The sequence below is a fragment of the Nocardia sp. NPDC056952 genome, from assembly GCF_042674185.1.
Classification (GTDB): Bacteria; Actinomycetota; Actinomycetes; order Mycobacteriales; family Mycobacteriaceae; genus Nocardia.
Map to the genome: position 1 here is coordinate 188914 of NZ_JBHURA010000011.1, position 16996 is coordinate 205909.

Annotated in this window: 15 protein-coding genes; 5 read left to right on the plus strand and 10 right to left on the minus strand. The window is 69.2% G+C overall.

What is annotated here, in order from left to right; all coding sequences use genetic code 11:
- Positions 1–15 precede the first annotated feature (15 nt).
- The 6 genes from ACFTS5_RS29375 to ACFTS5_RS29400 all read right to left on the minus strand — a co-directional run bounded on the left by ACFTS5_RS29375 (position 16) and on the right by ACFTS5_RS29400 (position 8734).
- Entirely contained in the window at positions 16–2064 is a 2049-nt protein-coding gene (locus ACFTS5_RS29375; RefSeq protein ID WP_378637249.1) for an acyltransferase family protein, read from the minus strand.
- Positions 2065–2175: 111 nt separating this feature from the next.
- Positions 2176–3036 carry an arylamine N-acetyltransferase gene (locus tag ACFTS5_RS29380; protein WP_378637252.1) on the minus strand — a complete coding sequence of 287 codons (861 nt, stop codon included), beginning with the start codon at positions 3034–3036 and terminating at the stop codon, positions 2176–2178.
- Positions 3037–3103: 67 nt separating this feature from the next.
- The gene (locus tag ACFTS5_RS29385) at positions 3104–4153 is read right to left on the minus strand and encodes an alpha/beta hydrolase family protein (protein ID WP_378637255.1); all 1050 of its coding nucleotides are present in this window, start codon (positions 4151–4153) and stop codon (positions 3104–3106) included.
- 92 nt (positions 4154–4245) lie between these two features.
- Entirely contained in the window at positions 4246–5226 is a 981-nt protein-coding gene (locus tag ACFTS5_RS29390) for a TAXI family TRAP transporter solute-binding subunit (protein WP_378637257.1), read from the minus strand.
- Between the two features lie 46 nt (positions 5227–5272).
- Entirely contained in the window at positions 5273–7438 is a 2166-nt protein-coding gene (locus ACFTS5_RS29395) for a TRAP transporter permease (protein WP_378637260.1), read from the minus strand.
- Between the two features lie 87 nt (positions 7439–7525).
- On the minus strand, positions 7526–8734 hold the full coding sequence (locus ACFTS5_RS29400) for an MFS transporter (protein ID WP_378637262.1): 1209 nt from the start codon (positions 8732–8734) through the stop codon (positions 7526–7528).
- A 98-nt stretch (positions 8735–8832) separates the two neighbouring features.
- Here ACFTS5_RS29400 and ACFTS5_RS29405 point away from each other — a divergent pair, with 98 nt between their 5' ends.
- The 3 genes from ACFTS5_RS29405 (at position 8833) to ACFTS5_RS29415 (ending at position 11018) form a co-directional block, all read left to right on the plus strand.
- A complete protein-coding gene (locus tag ACFTS5_RS29405; protein WP_378637265.1) occupies positions 8833–9165 on the plus strand; it encodes an ArsR/SmtB family transcription factor in 333 nt (110 codons plus the stop codon).
- Positions 9166–9213: 48 nt separating this feature from the next.
- A complete protein-coding gene (locus ACFTS5_RS29410) occupies positions 9214–9765 on the plus strand; it encodes a hypothetical protein (protein ID WP_378637268.1) in 552 nt (183 codons plus the stop codon).
- 74 nt (positions 9766–9839) lie between these two features.
- Positions 9840–11018, plus strand: a complete 1179-nt coding sequence (locus ACFTS5_RS29415) for a winged helix DNA-binding domain-containing protein (RefSeq protein ID WP_378637269.1) — start codon at positions 9840–9842, stop codon at positions 11016–11018.
- Positions 11019–11106: 88 nt separating this feature from the next.
- Here the strand turns inward: ACFTS5_RS29415 and ACFTS5_RS29420 are convergent, their stop codons facing one another.
- The 4 genes from ACFTS5_RS29420 to nadA form a co-directional block, all read right to left on the minus strand.
- The gene (locus ACFTS5_RS29420; protein WP_378637271.1) at positions 11107–11853 is read right to left on the minus strand and encodes an SDR family NAD(P)-dependent oxidoreductase; all 747 of its coding nucleotides are present in this window, start codon (positions 11851–11853) and stop codon (positions 11107–11109) included.
- Between the two features lie 224 nt (positions 11854–12077).
- Positions 12078–12938, minus strand: a complete 861-nt coding sequence (gene nadC / locus ACFTS5_RS29425) for a carboxylating nicotinate-nucleotide diphosphorylase (protein ID WP_378637274.1) — start codon at positions 12936–12938, stop codon at positions 12078–12080.
- A gap of 145 nt (positions 12939–13083) precedes the next feature.
- Positions 13084–14697 (minus strand): L-aspartate oxidase, encoded by a 1614-nt coding sequence (locus ACFTS5_RS29430; RefSeq protein WP_378637276.1) that lies wholly within the window; start codon positions 14695–14697, stop codon positions 13084–13086.
- A 31-nt stretch (positions 14698–14728) separates the two neighbouring features.
- Entirely contained in the window at positions 14729–15766 is a 1038-nt protein-coding gene (gene nadA, locus ACFTS5_RS29435) for a quinolinate synthase NadA (RefSeq protein WP_378637279.1), read from the minus strand.
- A gap of 78 nt (positions 15767–15844) precedes the next feature.
- Here nadA and ACFTS5_RS29440 point away from each other — a divergent pair, with 78 nt between their 5' ends.
- Positions 15845–16561: an NUDIX domain-containing protein gene (locus tag ACFTS5_RS29440; RefSeq protein ID WP_378637282.1), complete on the plus strand. Its 717-nt coding sequence runs from the start codon at positions 15845–15847 to the stop codon at positions 16559–16561.
- Positions 16562–16581: 20 nt separating this feature from the next.
- Positions 16582–16974 carry a hypothetical protein gene (locus tag ACFTS5_RS29445; protein WP_378637284.1) on the plus strand — a complete coding sequence of 131 codons (393 nt, stop codon included), beginning with the start codon at positions 16582–16584 and terminating at the stop codon, positions 16972–16974.
- Positions 16975–16996: the final 22 nt, after the last annotated feature.

A 16996-nucleotide genomic window follows, 5' to 3' on the forward strand; every position in this document is an offset into this window, starting at 1 on the left:
TGACGAGCACGTCCGCTACCACCAGCCGGTGATCGCCCCGATCTGGCGGCCGAGTTCGGGGGCGAGCGAGCGGGCGTAGCTGGCGGTCAGGTGGTGCTCGTCGCGATAGATGAGCACATTGCCCTCGACCACCCGGCAGCGCTGCGGTCGGCAGACAGCGTCGGACAGGTCGAGCGGATGGACGTTCGGGTAGCCGGCCGCGGGCTCCTGGGCGGGATCGCGCGAGTCGAGCACGTCGGCGCGATCGAGCCCGCAGCTGTCGGGGTCGCCGCGGTGGGCGAGGCAGTCGGTGGCGCGGTAGAGGACGCCGTCGCGGCGTAACCGAGGCGTGTCACGCAGGGCGAGCACGTTGAGGCCACGGTCCTGCAACGCCGTCCATACTTCGAGGTATTCGTTGGGCACCTCGTCGCCCGTGCCGTTCTGGCGGTAGCGGGTGGACAGGGTCAGCACCCAGTTCGGGGGGTCGGCAGCCAGCCGGTCGAGCACCTCGACCGACCATTCGTGACACTCGGGGAAGGGCCACTCGGCGTAGGACGGCTGATCGGCGAGGACGACCGGACAGCCTTCCTTGAGGTAGGAGACCACCCGGAATCCGTGTTCGAGGGCGAGTGGTTCCAGCGCGGGCAGCCAGTGCTCGGAGTGCGACCCACCGACCAGCGCGATCGAGCGCGCGGCGGTGGGGTCGCCGTAGGTACAGACGCGAACTTCCCGGTTGGGGGTGATGCAGCCGTCGGTGGTCGGCGGCGGAGTGTCGGCCTGTCCTTCGAAGACGGTGGGCCGCATGGGTTCCGGTGAGTATTCGGCACCGGAGAGCAACGCGGCGGCGCCCGGATAGCGGTGGGTGTCCAGCGCCTGCGGCGGCACGGCCGGGTTGGCCACCAGCACCACCTGCCACCCCAGCGAGGCGATCAATACCGCGACCGCGGTGGCGGTGACCAGGGCCCCGGTCAACCTTCGGTTCTCGGCCTCCTGGCCGCGCGGTGGCATGCGCAGGGGAGACTCGATCAGCCGGTTGGTCGCGTAGGCCAGGGCCAGCGAGGCGCCGATCACCACCACACCGTCGACGACGCCGGCATTCGCCCGCCCGGTCTCGCCGAGGTAGAAGATCAGGATCGGCCAGTGCCACAGGTACAGCGGATAGGCCAGCGCGCCGAGTTCGGTGCAGAACCGTCCGCCCAGCAGGCGGTTCGGCCACGACCGCGCGGCCACGCCGAATCCGGAGGCGATCACCAGGCAGGCGGCAGCCACCGGCCAGAGCGCCGCGACACCGGGGAACTGGTTCGCGCCGTCGAACAGCGGCCCACACGACAGCACCATGGCCAGACCGAGGGCGGCCGCGAGCCCACGCAGCCGGTTCGGTATCCGCAGCCAGGGCGCCGCGACGGCCAGCATCGCACCGGCCAGCAGCTCCCAGCCGCGCGCGATGCTGTCGTAGTAGGTCCAGGCCTGGTGCTGCGCGGTGCCCGATGCCGCGTACCAGAACGACAGTGACGCCAGCCCGGCCAGCACGATCAGCAAGGTGAGCCGCCCGGCCGAACCGCGCCTGCGTAACCAGGCCCACCCCGCCAGCAGCACGAAGATCGCCAGGTAGAACTGCCCCTGCACCGACATCGACCACAGGTGCTGGAGCGGGCTCACCGACGGATCGGGCGAGAGATAGTCGAGCTCGGCGGTGGCCAGATACCAGTTCTGTCCGTAGAACATCGACGCCAACGTCTGCGCGGCGGCTTCGCCCAGCTGGGTGTAGGGCCGCAACACCACCGTGGCGAGCAGAATCGCCGCTAACACCACCACCAACGACGGCATCAGCCTGCGCGCGGTCCGTCGCGCGGTCTCCGCCGCGGACACCCCGCCGCGCCGCTCCACCCCGCGCACCACGGCGCCGGTGAAGAAGAACCCCGACAGCACCAGAAAGACATCGACACCGCCGGATACGCGGCCGGCCCACACATGGAACGCCACCACGAGCGCGATCGCTATCCCGCGCAGCCCGTCCAGATCCCGGCGGCGTTCGACGGTGCCACGGACCGCCGCACCCGGCGATGCGGTCCGAACATTCGGCACCAACGACCCCACAGAATCGGCCCCCACAAAGGAATTGTTTCCCGGCAAGTAACCATCAATTTGCCGTAGCGCCACCCAGGAAGCAAACCGCCGTGCCGTGTGGGGAGGGTGTTATCCGGTTCGCCAGGGTGTGGTCGTCAGGGTGGCGGCGTCGTCTTCGTCGAGGTCGATGTCGAACACTTCCGCCAGCACCTTGGGCAGCTCGGTGGGATCGAGATCACGCGAAGTGGCAGTGCCGTCGGGGTATTCCGAGCTCAGCGTCAGGTCGTCGAGCACGTGGTGGACATCGGGCAGGAATCGCTGCAGGAAGGGTCGCGTGGTGAACGGCGAACGTGGCGAGGTCGACACGAAGTGGTTGCCGACCGCGTAGTCGATGCGGAACTGCGGGTTCTCGGTGAAGGTGTAGCGGTCGATCCAGCCGTCGCGGCTGAACTGGAACAGCACCCACAGGTCACCGGCCCGGCGTTCCAGCCGGTAGCGCCAGTCGCCGAGCGTGAATTCGCCTTCGCTGTCGACCAGTTCGAACGGCGCCAACGGGCCGAAACCGAAACCGACATCGCAGATCCAGACGCGATCGTCGTCGGGCGTGGTCACGCGCAGCAGGGCATGGGTCGCGGGCCGCAGGACGCCGGTGTCGGCCACACCGTAGGTGACCCGGCCGCTGAGTCCCGCGACGCCGAACCCGAACCGTTCGAGTGCGGCGGCGAAGATCCCCACATTCTCGTAGCAGTAACCGCCGCGGCTGCGACGGATCAGCTTGTCCTGCAGGGAGTTCAGATCCAGCGGGATGCCCCGGCCGAGGATGATCTCCAGATTCTCGAACGGGATGGTGGTCGTGTGGGCGCGCACCACAGCGCGCAGGGTGTCGACCGATGCCGTGCGTGGCCCGTCGTAGCCGATCCTGGACAGATAGGCGTCCAGATCGAGCTCGGCACCCTGCCAGCCGTGATCGTCGGGCACTACGTCGGTCATCGCATCCTCGTTCCGGTCGGTGTCTTCTCGCACAACCGTGGTTCGCCGGACCTTGTTCCCGCGTGTCTCAGGCCGCGCACTTCGCGCCCACGGGGGCCGGGGGCGCGGTGACCGAACCGTGCTCGACATCGACGACATAGTCGATGACCTGCGGCGCGAGCGGCTCGGTTCCCGCGAGCAGGCGCAACACCACACACCCGCCCTCGAACAGCGCCGGTCCGACCGAGTGATCGCCCGGGACGATCGCGCCGGTCAGGTCACGCCCGCTGACCACGGTGTAGAAGGAGAACGGTTTGCCTGCCGCGGTCAGCGCCGCACGCAGTTCCACACTGGTCGCGAAGGGCACGATGGTGTCGGCGGTGCCGTGGATCAGGAAGGCCCGGCGCATGGTCAGCCGGTCGGCGAGTAGCGCGGGCGAACGCTCGATGTAGGCGAGCGGGCAGATCATCGGCGTGCAGCCGCCCGCGTCACGTTCGATCTGGCGTGGCAGTGCGGGATCCGCCGAGCCGCCGGCCGCCCACATCGTGAAATCGTCGGAGGGGCCGTAGTTGTCGACCCAGTAGTCGAACAGCCCGGGCGGCCCGTGTGCCACCGCGAGCCCGCTGGTGATGCCGCCCTGACTCCACCCCCACAGGACGGTGGACGCGATAGCGGGATGCTCGCCGCGATACCACTGGGTGGCCACCACCAGGTCGCGCCAGCCCGCCCACAGATTCCAGTCGCCGGTGCGCCACGGTCCGTCGGCGCTGCGCAGGTCCATGAGCAGAATCGGCGACCCGCCCGTGCGCGCGAGCGCGGACATGTACGGGGCGAAATCGGCCGACGACCCACCGTGCCCGTGCACCGCGACCACCAGCTTCGTGGCCGGGATATCGCCGGGGACACAGCGAAACGGCTCGTATACGCGCCCGGTCGCACGCTCGCCGTCCACGGTGACCGCGACCTGTCGCAGGTCGACGCCCGGTGCGCACGGCGGTTGCCCGTGCAGGGCGGGCCCGACCGCGGCCGATATCGCGACCAGCAGCGCGCACACCGCCACGACGACCCCGACCCGCTTCATGTCGCGATTGTCCGCCACCGGTGGACGGGGGTCCAGCACATCGTCGCGCGTTCCCACGCCGACATGGCACGGTCCTCGCAACCCCACGGTGTAGGGATCGCGAGGACCGCCGGAACCCCCGTGTCGGCGTGGATCCGTTCGCCGTGACGTCAGCGCAGTGCGACCTCCGACCCGCGATGCAACAGCACCGGCGCCGTCTTGCTCGCGGTGTCGGCGTTGATTCCCTTGGCTGCCGGATTCGCCTGCTCCAGTTGGGGTTTACGATCCAGCAACGTCTTGGTCAGCACGCAGGCCAGGTTCGCGTCGAGATCGTCGCGCACCACGAGCAGGTTCGGCACCACGATGGTCGGCGCGTCGGCGGGCAGCCCGTAAGTGGCGGCCGGGATCGAGCCCGTCTCGTAGACCGGGTTGATCTCCTTCAGCTTCGGCAGCACACCGGTGATGTCGAGAAAGCGGACCTTGTCCTTGGCGGTGGTGAACAAGTCGGTGATGCCCGGCGTCGGCAGGCCACCGGACCAGAACATCGCGTCGATGGAGCCGTCCTTGAGACCGTCGACGGTCTTGGTCAGGTCGAGGCGCTGGGCGGCGACGTCGCTGTCGGGGTCGAGGCCCGCGGCTTGCAGCACGCGCTGGGCGATCACCTCGGTTCCCGATTTCGGCGAGCCGGTGGAAACCCGTTTGCCGCGCAGGTCGGCGAGGGAGTTGATGCCGGCGTCGGTGCGCACGATGACCTGGGTGTAGTTGTCGTAGAGCCGGGCCAGTGCGCGGATCGGCTGCGCGCTGGTGAAGCTGCCCGTGCCCGCGACCGCGTCGGCCGCGGAGTCGGCGAGCGAGAAGCCGACCTGATAGGTGCCGCCGACCACCTGCTGGATGTTCTGCACGGACGCGCCGGTCTCGGCCGCGGTAGCCTTCACGGTCCCGCCGGTGGCGGCGGAGATCTGTTCGGCATAGGCGTTGCCCAGCGCGAAGTACACGCCGGTCGCGTTACCGGTGGCGATGCCGATCCTGGTGTCCTGCTTCACCGCACAGGTCACCTCGCCGCCCGCGTCGGCGGTCGGGGTGTCCTGCCGGCCACCGCAGCCGGTGAGTAACGCGGCGGCCGCGACCACGGCGACAATTGTTCTGACCATCAGGTCCCCTTCCGTCGACGGCCAGGCCGCCTGCCGATTCCGCGGATCACGGTGTGTCCGTGGATGTTCTGTTCGCCCGGCCGAGAAGGCCCGCCGCCACGGCGACGACCAGCACGCCGAGCCCGATCCCGGTGGCGACCGGATTCGGGTACAGCAGAATCAGTCCCGCGGCGGCGGCGATGACGCGCGGGATCGGGCCGATCGCGCCGATCCCGAACAGCCACCCGCCGGTCGCCGCCGCCAGCGCCGCGACGCCGACGCAGGCTGCCGCGCTGACCCACAGCACGTCGAGCACCGCACCGCGTCCGAGCAGGTGCTGCCCGGAGTCGGTGAGCACGAACATCAGCGGCACCAGGAACGCGGGCAGCGCGTACCGCAGGGCGTGCCACATCGTCGGCATCGCCTTCGCACCCGTCACCGCGGCCGCGCCGACGGCGGCCAGCGCGGTCGGCGGCGTCACCTCCGAGAGCACCGAGAAGTAGAAGACGAACATGGCGGCGGCGGGTGCGGCGACGTGCAGGTCGAGCAGCGCGGGCCCGATGATCACCCAGCCGATGACGAACGACGCCGTCACCGGGACCGCCAGACCCAGCAGCGACAACGCGATCGCCGCCAGCACCGCGGTGGTCGCCAGCACGACGGCGGGATCGTCGGACAGCGCCGATCCGGCCTTGACCAGCAGCGCGGCCAGTTGCGCACCGAGGCCGGTCTTGGTGGTCATCGCGGTGATCACGCCCGCTGCCGCACACACCGCGACCACCGGCAGCGCCGAGCGCATCCCGTACGACAGCGAGCGCAAGGCTTCGATCACGAACTGCCCCACGCTCTTGCGTGTCCAGCGATGCCGCTCCGCTCGCACCGAGACGCCCTCAGCCGATTCCGTCTTGCTCTGTTCAGCGGGCGTTTTCGTGAGGTCGGTGGGCGCGGCCGCGGACGCATCGGTCGCCGCGGCACTGCGCAGCATCCGGTCCGGGATCGCGAGCAGCAGCGCGAGCACCGTCGCGTACACCACCGCGCGGGTCGCGCTCACCCCTGCCAGCAAGAGCACGACGATCACGATCAGCGATGAGAAGTGATACCCGAAGCGCCCCAGCAGCTTCCACCACGGCGTCGGCAGCGGGCCGTCGGCCAGATCCGCGGGCGCCCGCCCGTCCGCGTGGATCCGGCGCGCGTCGATCTCGACCGACAGCAGAATGCCCAGGTAGTACAGCAGCGTCGGGATCAGGGCCCACCCCAGCACCGTCACATACGACACGTCGAGATATTCGGCGACGATGAATGCCGCGACTCCCAGCGTGGGCGGCGACAAAATCGCACCCACCCCCGCCGCCGCGAGCATCCCGCCCGCCTGTTCGGGCCGGTAACCAGCCTTACGCAGAATCGGCCAGGTCACCGCGCCGGTGCTCACCGCGGTCGCGGTTCCCGAGCCCGAGACGGTCCCGAGCAGAAATCCCGACGCCACTGCCGTGCGCCCGGCCGCGCTGTGCGAGCGCCGGAACAGCGACACCGACAGATCGACGAAGAACCTTGCCGCACCGGAGAATTCGAGTACCGCACCGTAGAGCGTGAACAACACGATGTAGCTGGCGGCGACGTCGAGGGGCGTGCCGTAGAAGCCGCTGCCGGAGTTGTACAGCGCGTCGACGATCTGATCGACGTCGAGGCCCGCGTGCGCGATCGACCAGTCCTGCGGCAGCAGACCGCCGTAGTACCCGTACCCCAGGAACACCAGACACACCACCGGCAGGATCACCCCGGTGGTACGTCTGCACGCCTCCAGTACGAGCACCAGCAGCAACCCGCCCATCACGACATCGAGCGGCGCGAGCATCCCTTGCCGATCGAGAAACGCGTCGTATCCCCCACCCGCGTCACCGATTCGCATCGGCAGCACCGGATACAGACACACCACCAGGGTGATCGCCGCCAGCACCCAGTCGAGCACGGAAGGCCCGTCGGCCCGATCGAGCGGACCCCACCACGACCGATAGCTCAGGTACACCAGCGGCAGCGCGACAGCCAGAAAGATGACCAGGTAGTACTGGCTGCCCTGCGCCAACGGCCGAAACACCTGCCACACCGACAGCAGCGCGAGCCCGAGCGCGACGCCGCCGACCAGCCGACCGGGGAACCCGGAGAGCACCCGCGCGGGCCGCTCCTCGTCGTCCACCCCCAGCTCAGCCGCAGTGACAACCGGTGGCGCTGCGTTCATGAGCGGACGATAGCAACGAGATTCACGGCCGGTGACGAAATCGACAACCGTGCAGTCTGCACAAAATGGACACTACGCGGATGCCGCTCACCGCTGTGCTGTCCCACGATCCACTTCCGCACCCCGGCGCAGCGCGAAGGTGGCGCCCGCTGAGGCGGTGGCCGCGACGACGATCGCGAAAACCGTGGTGGCCGTGGCCAACCCCGCCGCATCGCCGAGAAAACCCGTCGCCAGCGGCAACACCGCGGCGGGCAGATAACCGCCCACGTTCTGCGCGGCGTTGGCCTCGGCCAGCCGGTCCGGCGGCACCGCCGATCCGATCGCGGTCAAACCGCCGAGCTGTCCGAGCCCCTGCCCCATCCCGGCCAGCACGGCAGCCACACCGAACACCGGCACCGCCGTCGTCGCGACCGCGCCGATCAGCGCGACCGCACTCCCCACCGTCGCCACCGAGCTGCCGAGCAGGATCACGCGAATACTCCTGCGCCGCATCGTGACCTGGATCCCCGTCGCGGCGAGGAACATCACGAAGGCCTGCGCACCCGCCACGACCCGATTCGCCGAGCCGAGCATCCCGAGAACCGACGGGCCCAGCGACAGGACGAAGGACGTGGCCGTGATGCCGGGGGCGAAGGCGACAATCCCGAGCAGCACCGCTGTCCTGCCCCGCGCCGGTACCGCGGGCAACCGGATCCACGGACCGCGCCCGCCCGCACCGCTCGGCAGATCCATTCGCAACACCACTACGAAAGCCACTGCCAGTAGCACGATTTCGACCGCGAACACAGTCACCGTCGCACCGGGCGCGGCCTCCGACAAGACCCCGGCCAGCAGCGGACCCAGGCCGGCGCCCAGCACCATGGCCACCGAGGCCGCCAGCGCGCCTTTCGCCGACCGCTCCCGGCCCGCGATATCGGTCACCGCCGCCATCCCCGCCGAGACCGCGCAGCCCACCGCGACGCCGGTGAGCAATCGCGCCAGTGCGAGCACGAGAACCGAACCGGCGCAGGCGAACAGCACGCAGGCCCCCATCGCCAGCACGATCGCGGGCAGCAGCACCGGCTTACGCCCCACCCGATCGGAGACCACGCCGGCGACGGTCAGCGCCCCGAGCAATCCCGCGATGTAGCAGGCGAAGACGAGGGTGAGCGTGCCCGAGGAGAATCCCATCTCCCGCTGCCACACGACGTAGAGCGGCGTGGCGGCGTTCGAGAGCACGAACACCGCGAGGACCGGCCACGCCGCCGCCCAGATCGCCCGATCGCGCACCCGTGGCGCCGCTGCCTGGATCGTCATGCCCACTCCTTGGTTCGACTAATCTCGTACAAGTACGACAGGAGTCGAACATACTCAGTACGATAAGATTCGTACAAGCCCCGACCTGAAGGTGTCCCATGCAGGCAACGACCGAAGCCGAACGACTTCCCGAACCAGCACGCGCCGACCTGCGCCTCGATGTCGTCCTCGGCGCACTCAGCGATCCGCTCCGCCTCGGCATCGTGCGGAAGCTGCTCACCGAATCCCCCGACCTCGACCGCCCCTGCGGCTGGTTCGGCATCGACCGCCCCAAGTCGACCCTCACCCACCACTTCCGCGCCCTGCGCGAAGCAGGCATCACCCGCCAGCACCGCTACGGCCTCGAACGCCGCAGCCAGGTCCGGGTAGCCGACCTCGACGCCCGATTCCCCGGCCTCCTCGACCTCGTCCGCACGTGGCGGCCCGAATAAACCCGTGGTCCAGGCCGAACCGGCGTGGATAATGTCGTGGTGGCCGTGATGCGACGAATCGTGGTGGTGGGGACTTCGGGGTCGGGCAAGAGCACGCTGGCCCGACAGATCTCGCACCGGCTCGACATCCCGCACATCGAGCTCGACGCGATCCACCATCAGCCGAACTGGACACCGATGGCCGCGCCCGAGTTCCAGGCCGTGGTCGCCGAGCGGATCGCCGGCGATGCCTGGGTGGTCGACGGCAACTACCGAGGCAAACTCGGTGATCTGGTGTGGCGACGTGCCGATACGGTGGCCTGGTTCGATCTGCCCCGGTCGCTGGTCATGCGCCAGATCGTCGGCCGGACGGTGGGCCGGGCGCTGACCGGGCGCGAGCTGTGGAACGGCAACCGGGAGCGCTGGCGCGAGATGATCTCGCTCGACCCGGCACGATCGGTGATCATGTGGGCCTGGACGACCCATGCGAAGAACCGGGCCAGCTACCTCGCGGCACAGGACGATCCGGCATTCCGGGATCTCACCTTCGTCCGGCTGGGCTCCCGGCGCGAGGCCGCGGCGTTCCTCGACGGTCTCGCCTGCGCACCACCGCCGACGTAACCCGCTTCGGCCATCACTGCCCACTCGACCGGGCTTGCCCCGCGATTGTCGGTGCCCCCGCCTACGATCCGCTCATGCTCTCGATCGATACCGCGCAGCGTCGCGCCCGAGTCGCGACCAGGCATCGCCTCGCGCCGTCGGCCCGTTCGAACGACCCCGTGGACATCGCCCGTTCGATGGTGGTTCTGCATGCCACCGATCCGGCGACGGTGTACCTGTCGGTCGGTGCTCGGGGCATCGACCTCACTCCCGCCGATGTCGAGAAGGCGCTGTACGACGACCGGGCACTGCTTCGCATGCTGGCCATGCGCCGCACGATGTTCGTCGCGCCGACCGAGTTGCTGCCGGTTCTGCAGGCGTCCACCTGCGATGCGCTGGCCCACAAGCAACGTCGCACCTACGGCCGCTTCATCGAGCAGGCGGGCGTCGTCGACGGTGACATCTCGACGTGGCTGGCCGAGGTAGAAGCCGAGACGCACGCGGCGCTGCTGACCCGTGGCGCGGCAACCGGTGTCCAGCTGAGCAAAGATGTGGCACGGCTGCGCACCCAGATCGACACCGCCCCCGGAAAGTCCTATTCCAAACCGACGAGCATCACCACCTGGGTGCTGGTGGTGCTCGGCGCCGAGGGCCGGATAGTGCGCGGCCGCCCGAACGGCAGCTGGACCAGCAGCCAGTACACCTGGGCGCCCGTGGAAACCTGGCTACCCCAGGGGTTTTCACCGCTGTCGGCCGCCGAGGCTCGCGTCGAACTGGTACGTCAGTGGTTGTACGCCTTCGGCCCGGCCCCGATCACCGACCTGAAATGGTGGACCGGCTGGACCCTCGGTGAAGTCCGGAAAGCCCTGGCCGAACTCGACACAGTCGAGGTAGACCTCGACGGCACCCCCGGCCTGATCCTCGCCGACGACCTCACCCCCGTCCCCACCCCCGAACCCTGGGCAGCCCTGCTCCCCGCCCTCGACCCCACCCCCATGGGCTGGCAATCCCGGGACTGGTTCCTCGGCCCCCACGCCCCCGCCCTGTTCGACACCAACGGCAACATCGGCCCCTCCATCTGGGCCGACGGCCGCATAGTAGGCGGCTGGGCCCAACGCCCCGACGGCGAAGTGGTCACCCGCCTCCTCGAGGACGTGGACACCGACACCCAGAAACTGATCGACGCCGAAATAGACCGCACCACAACCTGGTTCGGCGACATCCGAGCCATCCCCCGCTTCCGGACCCCACTACAACGCGAACTCACCGCCTGAACCGACAACTATCTCGGCAATATCCTGCCGATGCGGCGCAGCGCCTAGTCGAAACGGGACAAGACGGCACGAACGGGCCGGGCCCTGGTCAGCGCAGATACGAGGCACCGTTGACGTCGAGCACAGTCCCGGATGCCCAGGTCGCCTCCGGCGATGCCAGGAACCGCACCGCCGCGGCGATCTCCTCGGGAGTGCCGACGCGGCCGAACGGACTCTGCGCCTTGACCGCTTCGGTCACCCGCTCGGCAACACGTTCGGTCGCGACGAAACCGGGCGCGACCGCGGCAACCGAAATACCGTGCGGTGCGAGCGATACCGCCAAAGACTGTGCGAGTGCGTGCACCCCGGCCTTGCTCGCCCCGTAGGCGGGGTGATCCGGTTCGCCGCGAAAAGCGCCACGCGATCCGATGTTCACGATGCGCCCGGCAACTCCACGCTCGATCATGTGCCTGGCCGCACAGTACGACGTGTTCGCGGTGCCGAGCAGATTCACGTCCACCGTTCGACGCCAAGCCCGCTGCCATTCCTCATAACTGGTGTCGGCCAGCGGATGCGCGATGTTGACCGCCGCATTGTTCACCAGCACATGCACCGTCCCGAGGCCTTCGATCGCCGCATCGACCACCGACGCCGCACCCTCCGCGGTCCCGAGATCACCACCGATCGACACATGCCCCACGCCGGGCAACCGCGCCAACGTCGCAGCCGCGTCCGCGCGCCGCGACGAATAATGCACTGCGACCCGATCCCCCTGCTCCGCGAACGCCACCGCGATTGCCCGCCCGATCCCCCGCGAAGCACCGGTCACCAACACCCCACGACTCTCATCGACCACACCACCCACCCTGCCACAGCAGCACGCTCCCCATCCGCACCCCACATTTCGCACCCACCACCCGCGCAGACGAGTCCGTCACAATGGTCCGGCGAATGCTGAAGAGCCCGAATGGATTCGGCTGATGACCTAGGCGGCCGCCAAGGGCACGCCGCGACCGATCAGTGCCCGGCGGGGTTGACTGACGAAGGCCGTCCGCAGGTCTGCGTCGCTTCGAGATGACCTCACATGTCCAGGCCGAGGTCGAGTACGCGGACCGAGTGGGTGAGGGCGCCGATGGCGAGGTAGTCGACGCCGGTGCCCGCGTATTCGGCGGCTTGGTCGAGTGAGAGTCCGCCGGAGGACTCGAGTTTCGTCGCGGGGGCCGCGGCATCGCGGCGCTGGACGGCGGCCTGGGTCTGCCAGAGGGGGAAGTTGTCCAGCAGGACGAGTTCGACGTTTTCGGCGAGGACAGCATCGAGTTGTTCGAGGCTGTCGACCTCGACCTCGCAGGCGATGTCGGGTGCCAAGGCGCGGACCGCGCGCAGGGCATTGACGACCGAACCGGCGGCCACCACGTGGTTGTCCTTGATGAGGGCGGCATCGCCGAGCCCCATGCGGTGGTTGACGCCGCCGCCGACGCGGACCGCGTACTTCTGCAGGGCGCGCAGGCCGGGCAGCGTCTTGCGGCTGTCGCGGATCTCGCACCCGGTGCCGTCGACGGCGTCGACCCAGGCGGCGGTGGCGGTGGCGATGCCGGACAGGTGACACACCAGGTTGAGCATGGTTCGTTCGGCGGTGAGCAGGCCGCGGGTGGGGGCGACGATGCTCAGCACCGAGGTGCCCGGCTCCACCCGGGTGCCGTCGGCGACCCGCGCGGTGATCTCGTAGGTGCCCGCGCCGAGGACCTCGTCGAGCACGAGCAGCCCGACGTCCAGACCCGCGACGGTGCCGTGCTGGCGCGAGACGACCGAGGCTTTGCTCACCGCGTCCTCGGCAACGGTGGCGATCGTGGTGACGTCGGGCCCGTAGCGCAGGTCCTCGTCGAGGGCGTTGCCGATCAGCGCCAGCAGCTCGTCACGGTCCAGAGTGGCGTCCAGTGCCATCACCGCACTCCTAATTCTCGGGCGCACAGTGCGCCTCGGTCGAAGCGGCGGAGCGGGTCACTACTCCACCGATATTGCTTGTCCGACTGTGATTTCCAGCTGCGACCCACCCGATTCGAGTGAACTCGGCCGGCAACGCCGCTGGTCAACGCACGCCGAGGGGCACCGCACCGCATTCCGAGGGCACGGTGAACAGTTCGAGCGTGCCCTCCGGCTGGAGCCGAATCGCCGTGCTGTGCCGCTGATCCTCGACCGCGCCGGGCGACTCCGCACGCGTGTGGCACCCTCGGCTCTCGGTACGCGCCGCCGCCGCGTCGAGCAGCGCACGCGCGGTCAAGGTGAGCGCCGCGTCCTCGATACGACGCAGATGCTGTGCCGCCGCCGGTGAATCAGCAGGAGCCGAGTCGAGCGACGACACTGCCGACATCGCACCGTCGATCCGCCTGCGCGCCCGCGCGAGTCCGTCACCGTCACGAACGACGGAGGCATGCGCGGTCATCGCCTGCTGCACCACCGGGCGATCGGCGAATTCCACTGTCCACGAGGAGATCTCCTCGACCCGAGCACGAACCCCCACCCGCTCGGCGGCCGCCACACCGGCACGCTCACCCACCACGAGCCCTTCGAGCAAGCTGTTGGAGGCCAATCGGTTGGCACCGTGCAGCCCGGTCCTGGCGACCTCGCCCGCCGCGTAGAGCCCGGCGACACCGGTCCGCCCGTGCGTGTCGGTGAGAACACCACCGCACTGGTAGTGCGCGGCAGGCGCGACCGGAATCAGTTGCGCCACAGGGTCGATACCCGCCGCCAGGCACGAGGCGGTGATGGTTGGGAATCGCTGCGCGAACCCTTCGATGGCGCGGGCGTCGAGGAAGACATGGTCGGATCCGAGCGTCCGCATCCGCTCCGCGATCGCCCGCGACACCACATCACGAGGCGCCAAATCGCCACGTGGGTGCCCGGCCGTCACCGAGTTCCCTTGGGAATCGACGAGTATCGCGCCTTCGCCACGCACCGCCTCGCTGATCAACGGTCGCCTGCCCACCCCGCCGGGCGTGTAGAGCACCGTCGGATGGAACTGCACGAATTCGAGATCGGCCACGGCGGCCCCGGCCCACAGTGCCAGCGCCACACCGTCACCGGTCGCCCCCGGCGGATTCGTACTCAGCGCGTAGAGCTGACCCAGACCACCGGTCGCCAGCAGTACAGCGGGCGTGTGCACGACGCCGAACCCGTTGTCCGACACCGCGATCACACCCTGTACGCCCTCGGCACCGGTCACCACGCGCAGCGCGGCGGCACCGAACAGCACAGGCAATCCCGCCGCGTTGAGCGCGCGCTGCACCTCGGCTCCGGTCGCGTCCCCACCGGCGTGGATGATGCGACGCGTGCTGTGCCCGCCCTCGCGGGTGCGCGAGATCTGCCCGTCGCGACCGAGGTCGAATACCGCGCCGAGGTCGGTCAGCGCCGCGACCGCGGCCTGTCCACCCTCGACGATCGAACGCACCGCGTCGACCTCGCACAACCCGGCACCGGCTTCGACCGTGTCGCGCACGTGCGAGTCGACCGAATCACCGAGCGGAGCGACGACCGCGATGCCGCCCTGCGCGTACTGGGTCGACGTGTCGGTCGGGCCTCCCTTGCTCAGGATGAGCACCCGCAGCCCGCGCAACGAGGCCGTGCGCGCGGCGGTGAGCCCGGCGACGCCGCCGCCGATGACGACCAGGTCGACCTCGGCCTCCCAGGAAACAGGAACCGTCATCGTCGTTACCGACTCGGCCGCGCTGTGCCGGTCACTCGCCACCGCCGGAGTTGCCGATGGCGATCATCCGCTGTACCGAGGCGCGACCGGCCTCGGCCATCGCCAGGTCGACGTGCACCTCGTCGGCGCCCTCGACCAGGCAGCGCAGCAGCGCGGCCGGGGTGATCATCTTCATGTACTTGCAGGACGCGCGATCGTTGACGGCCTGGAAGTCGATCCCGGGGGCCGCCTTGCGCAGCTGGTGCAGCATGCCGATCTCGGTCGCCACCAGCACCTGGCTGGAGTGCGACGCCTTCGCCGCGTCGATCATGCCGCCGGTCGACAGGATGTGCACCCGCTCGGCCGGGAACGCGCCCTCGCCGGCCAGGTACAGCGCCGAAGTGGCGCAACCGCACTCCGGGTGCACGAACAGCTCGGCATCGGGGTGGGTGCGGGCCTGCTCGGTGAGCTCGTCGCCGTTGATGCCGGCGTGCACGTGGCATTCGCCCGCCCAGATGTGCATGTTCTCGCGCTTGGTCTCACGCTTGACGTGCGCGCCGAGGAACTGGTCCGGCAGGAACAGCACTTCGCGGTCGGGGTCGATCGAGTCGACCACGTCGACGGCGTTGGAGGAGGTGCAGCAGATGTCAGTAAGTGCCTTCACCTCGGCGGTGGTGTTCACATACGACACCACCATCGCGTCGGGGTGCTCGGCTTTCCAGGCGCGCAGTTCGTCGGCGGAGATCGAGTCGGCCAGCGAGCAGCCCGCGCGCTGGTCCGGGATGAGCACGGTCTTGGCCGGGCTGAGGATCTTGGCCGTCTCCGCCATGAAGTGCACGCCGCAGAACACGATGGTGCCTTCTTCGGCCTCGGCCGCGATGCGCGACAGGGCCAGCGAGTCGCCGACGTGGTCGGCCACGTCCTGGATCTCGGGCAGCTGGTAGTTGTGCGCGAGGATGGTCGCATTGCGTTCGCGCGCCAGGCGGCGCACCTCCTGCGCCCATTCCGGCGTCGCTTCGACACCCGCGTAGCCCGTGGGTCCGTCGAAGACCGAATCCATCAGCGTCCGCTGTGCAGTCGTCGTCGCCATGGTGGCTCCCTTCATCGTGCGAGCGGCTCCATCGCCGCGATTCGCACCAAACCAGGTTTTCGACTTACAATCGAAAACGTGCCCCATAGTAACACCATCCACGAATCGCTCACCGCGGTGTTCCAGGTTCGCCGCTTCCCCTCGAGCGTTTCCGCAGGTAGAGGCGCCAAGCACCCGGAGTTGGCGGTTCTGCTGTGGGAACGCGCGCTCGATCCGCAGAAAGGCACGTGGTCGCTACCCGGCGGCCGCCTGCGCGACGACGAGGACCTCGACACCTCCGCCCGGCGCCAGCTCGCCGAGAAGGTCGACGTGCGCGACCTCCACCACCTCGAGCAGGTGTCGGTGTTCAGCAATCCCGACCGCGTCCCCGCCCCGCGCCGCATCGCCTCGGCCTACCTCGGCCTGGTCCCCCTCACGACCGAACCCGAACTCCCCTCCGACACCACCTGGCACCCGGTCTCGAATCTGCCCGACATGTCCTTCGACCATCGCACCGTCGTCGACCACGCCCGCACCCGCCTGGCCGCCAAGCTGTCCTACACCAACATCGCCTACGCCCTGGCCCCCGACACTTTCACCATGTCGACCCTGCGCGAAATCTATTGCGCCGCACTCGGCTACGACGTGGACACCACCAACCTCCAGCGAGTCCTCACCCGCCGCAAGGTGATCACCCCCACCGGCGACACCGCCCCGTCCGGCCGGGCAGGCGGCCGTCCCGCGGCGCTCTACCGCTTCACCGACTCCGGCCTGCGAGTGACCGACGAGTTCGCCGCCCTCCGTCCGCCGACCTGACCGAAGTGCACACTGCACCTATGAGCGAATTGCAGTGCGATATCCAGCCCGCCCCGCCGTTGCGGCTGACCCCGATCTGCACCGTCTACAGCGGCATCGTGCGACTCGCCATGACGGGCCGGTTCCTGCAGTCCCATCGAGCACCGGCCGACGAGTTCGGCGCGTTCGTCCCGCACGTCGCGCCCCTGCCGGACAACAAGCCCGAACCCCAGGTGTGGGCCGAGGCGTATGTCATGAGCACCGCGTCCTCGGCCGCCGGCGGGTTTCCCGCCGGTGTCGACTACGTCCGCGCGGCCTATCTGGCCGATCCACGCGGCGGCACCGACCGATGGCTGCATCTGGGCGGAGCCGCGCACATCGGCAAAGGACTCACCCTCGGCTACCGGATCACCGTGCAGACCACGCAGGGGTGACAGCCGGTCGACGGACGGAAGT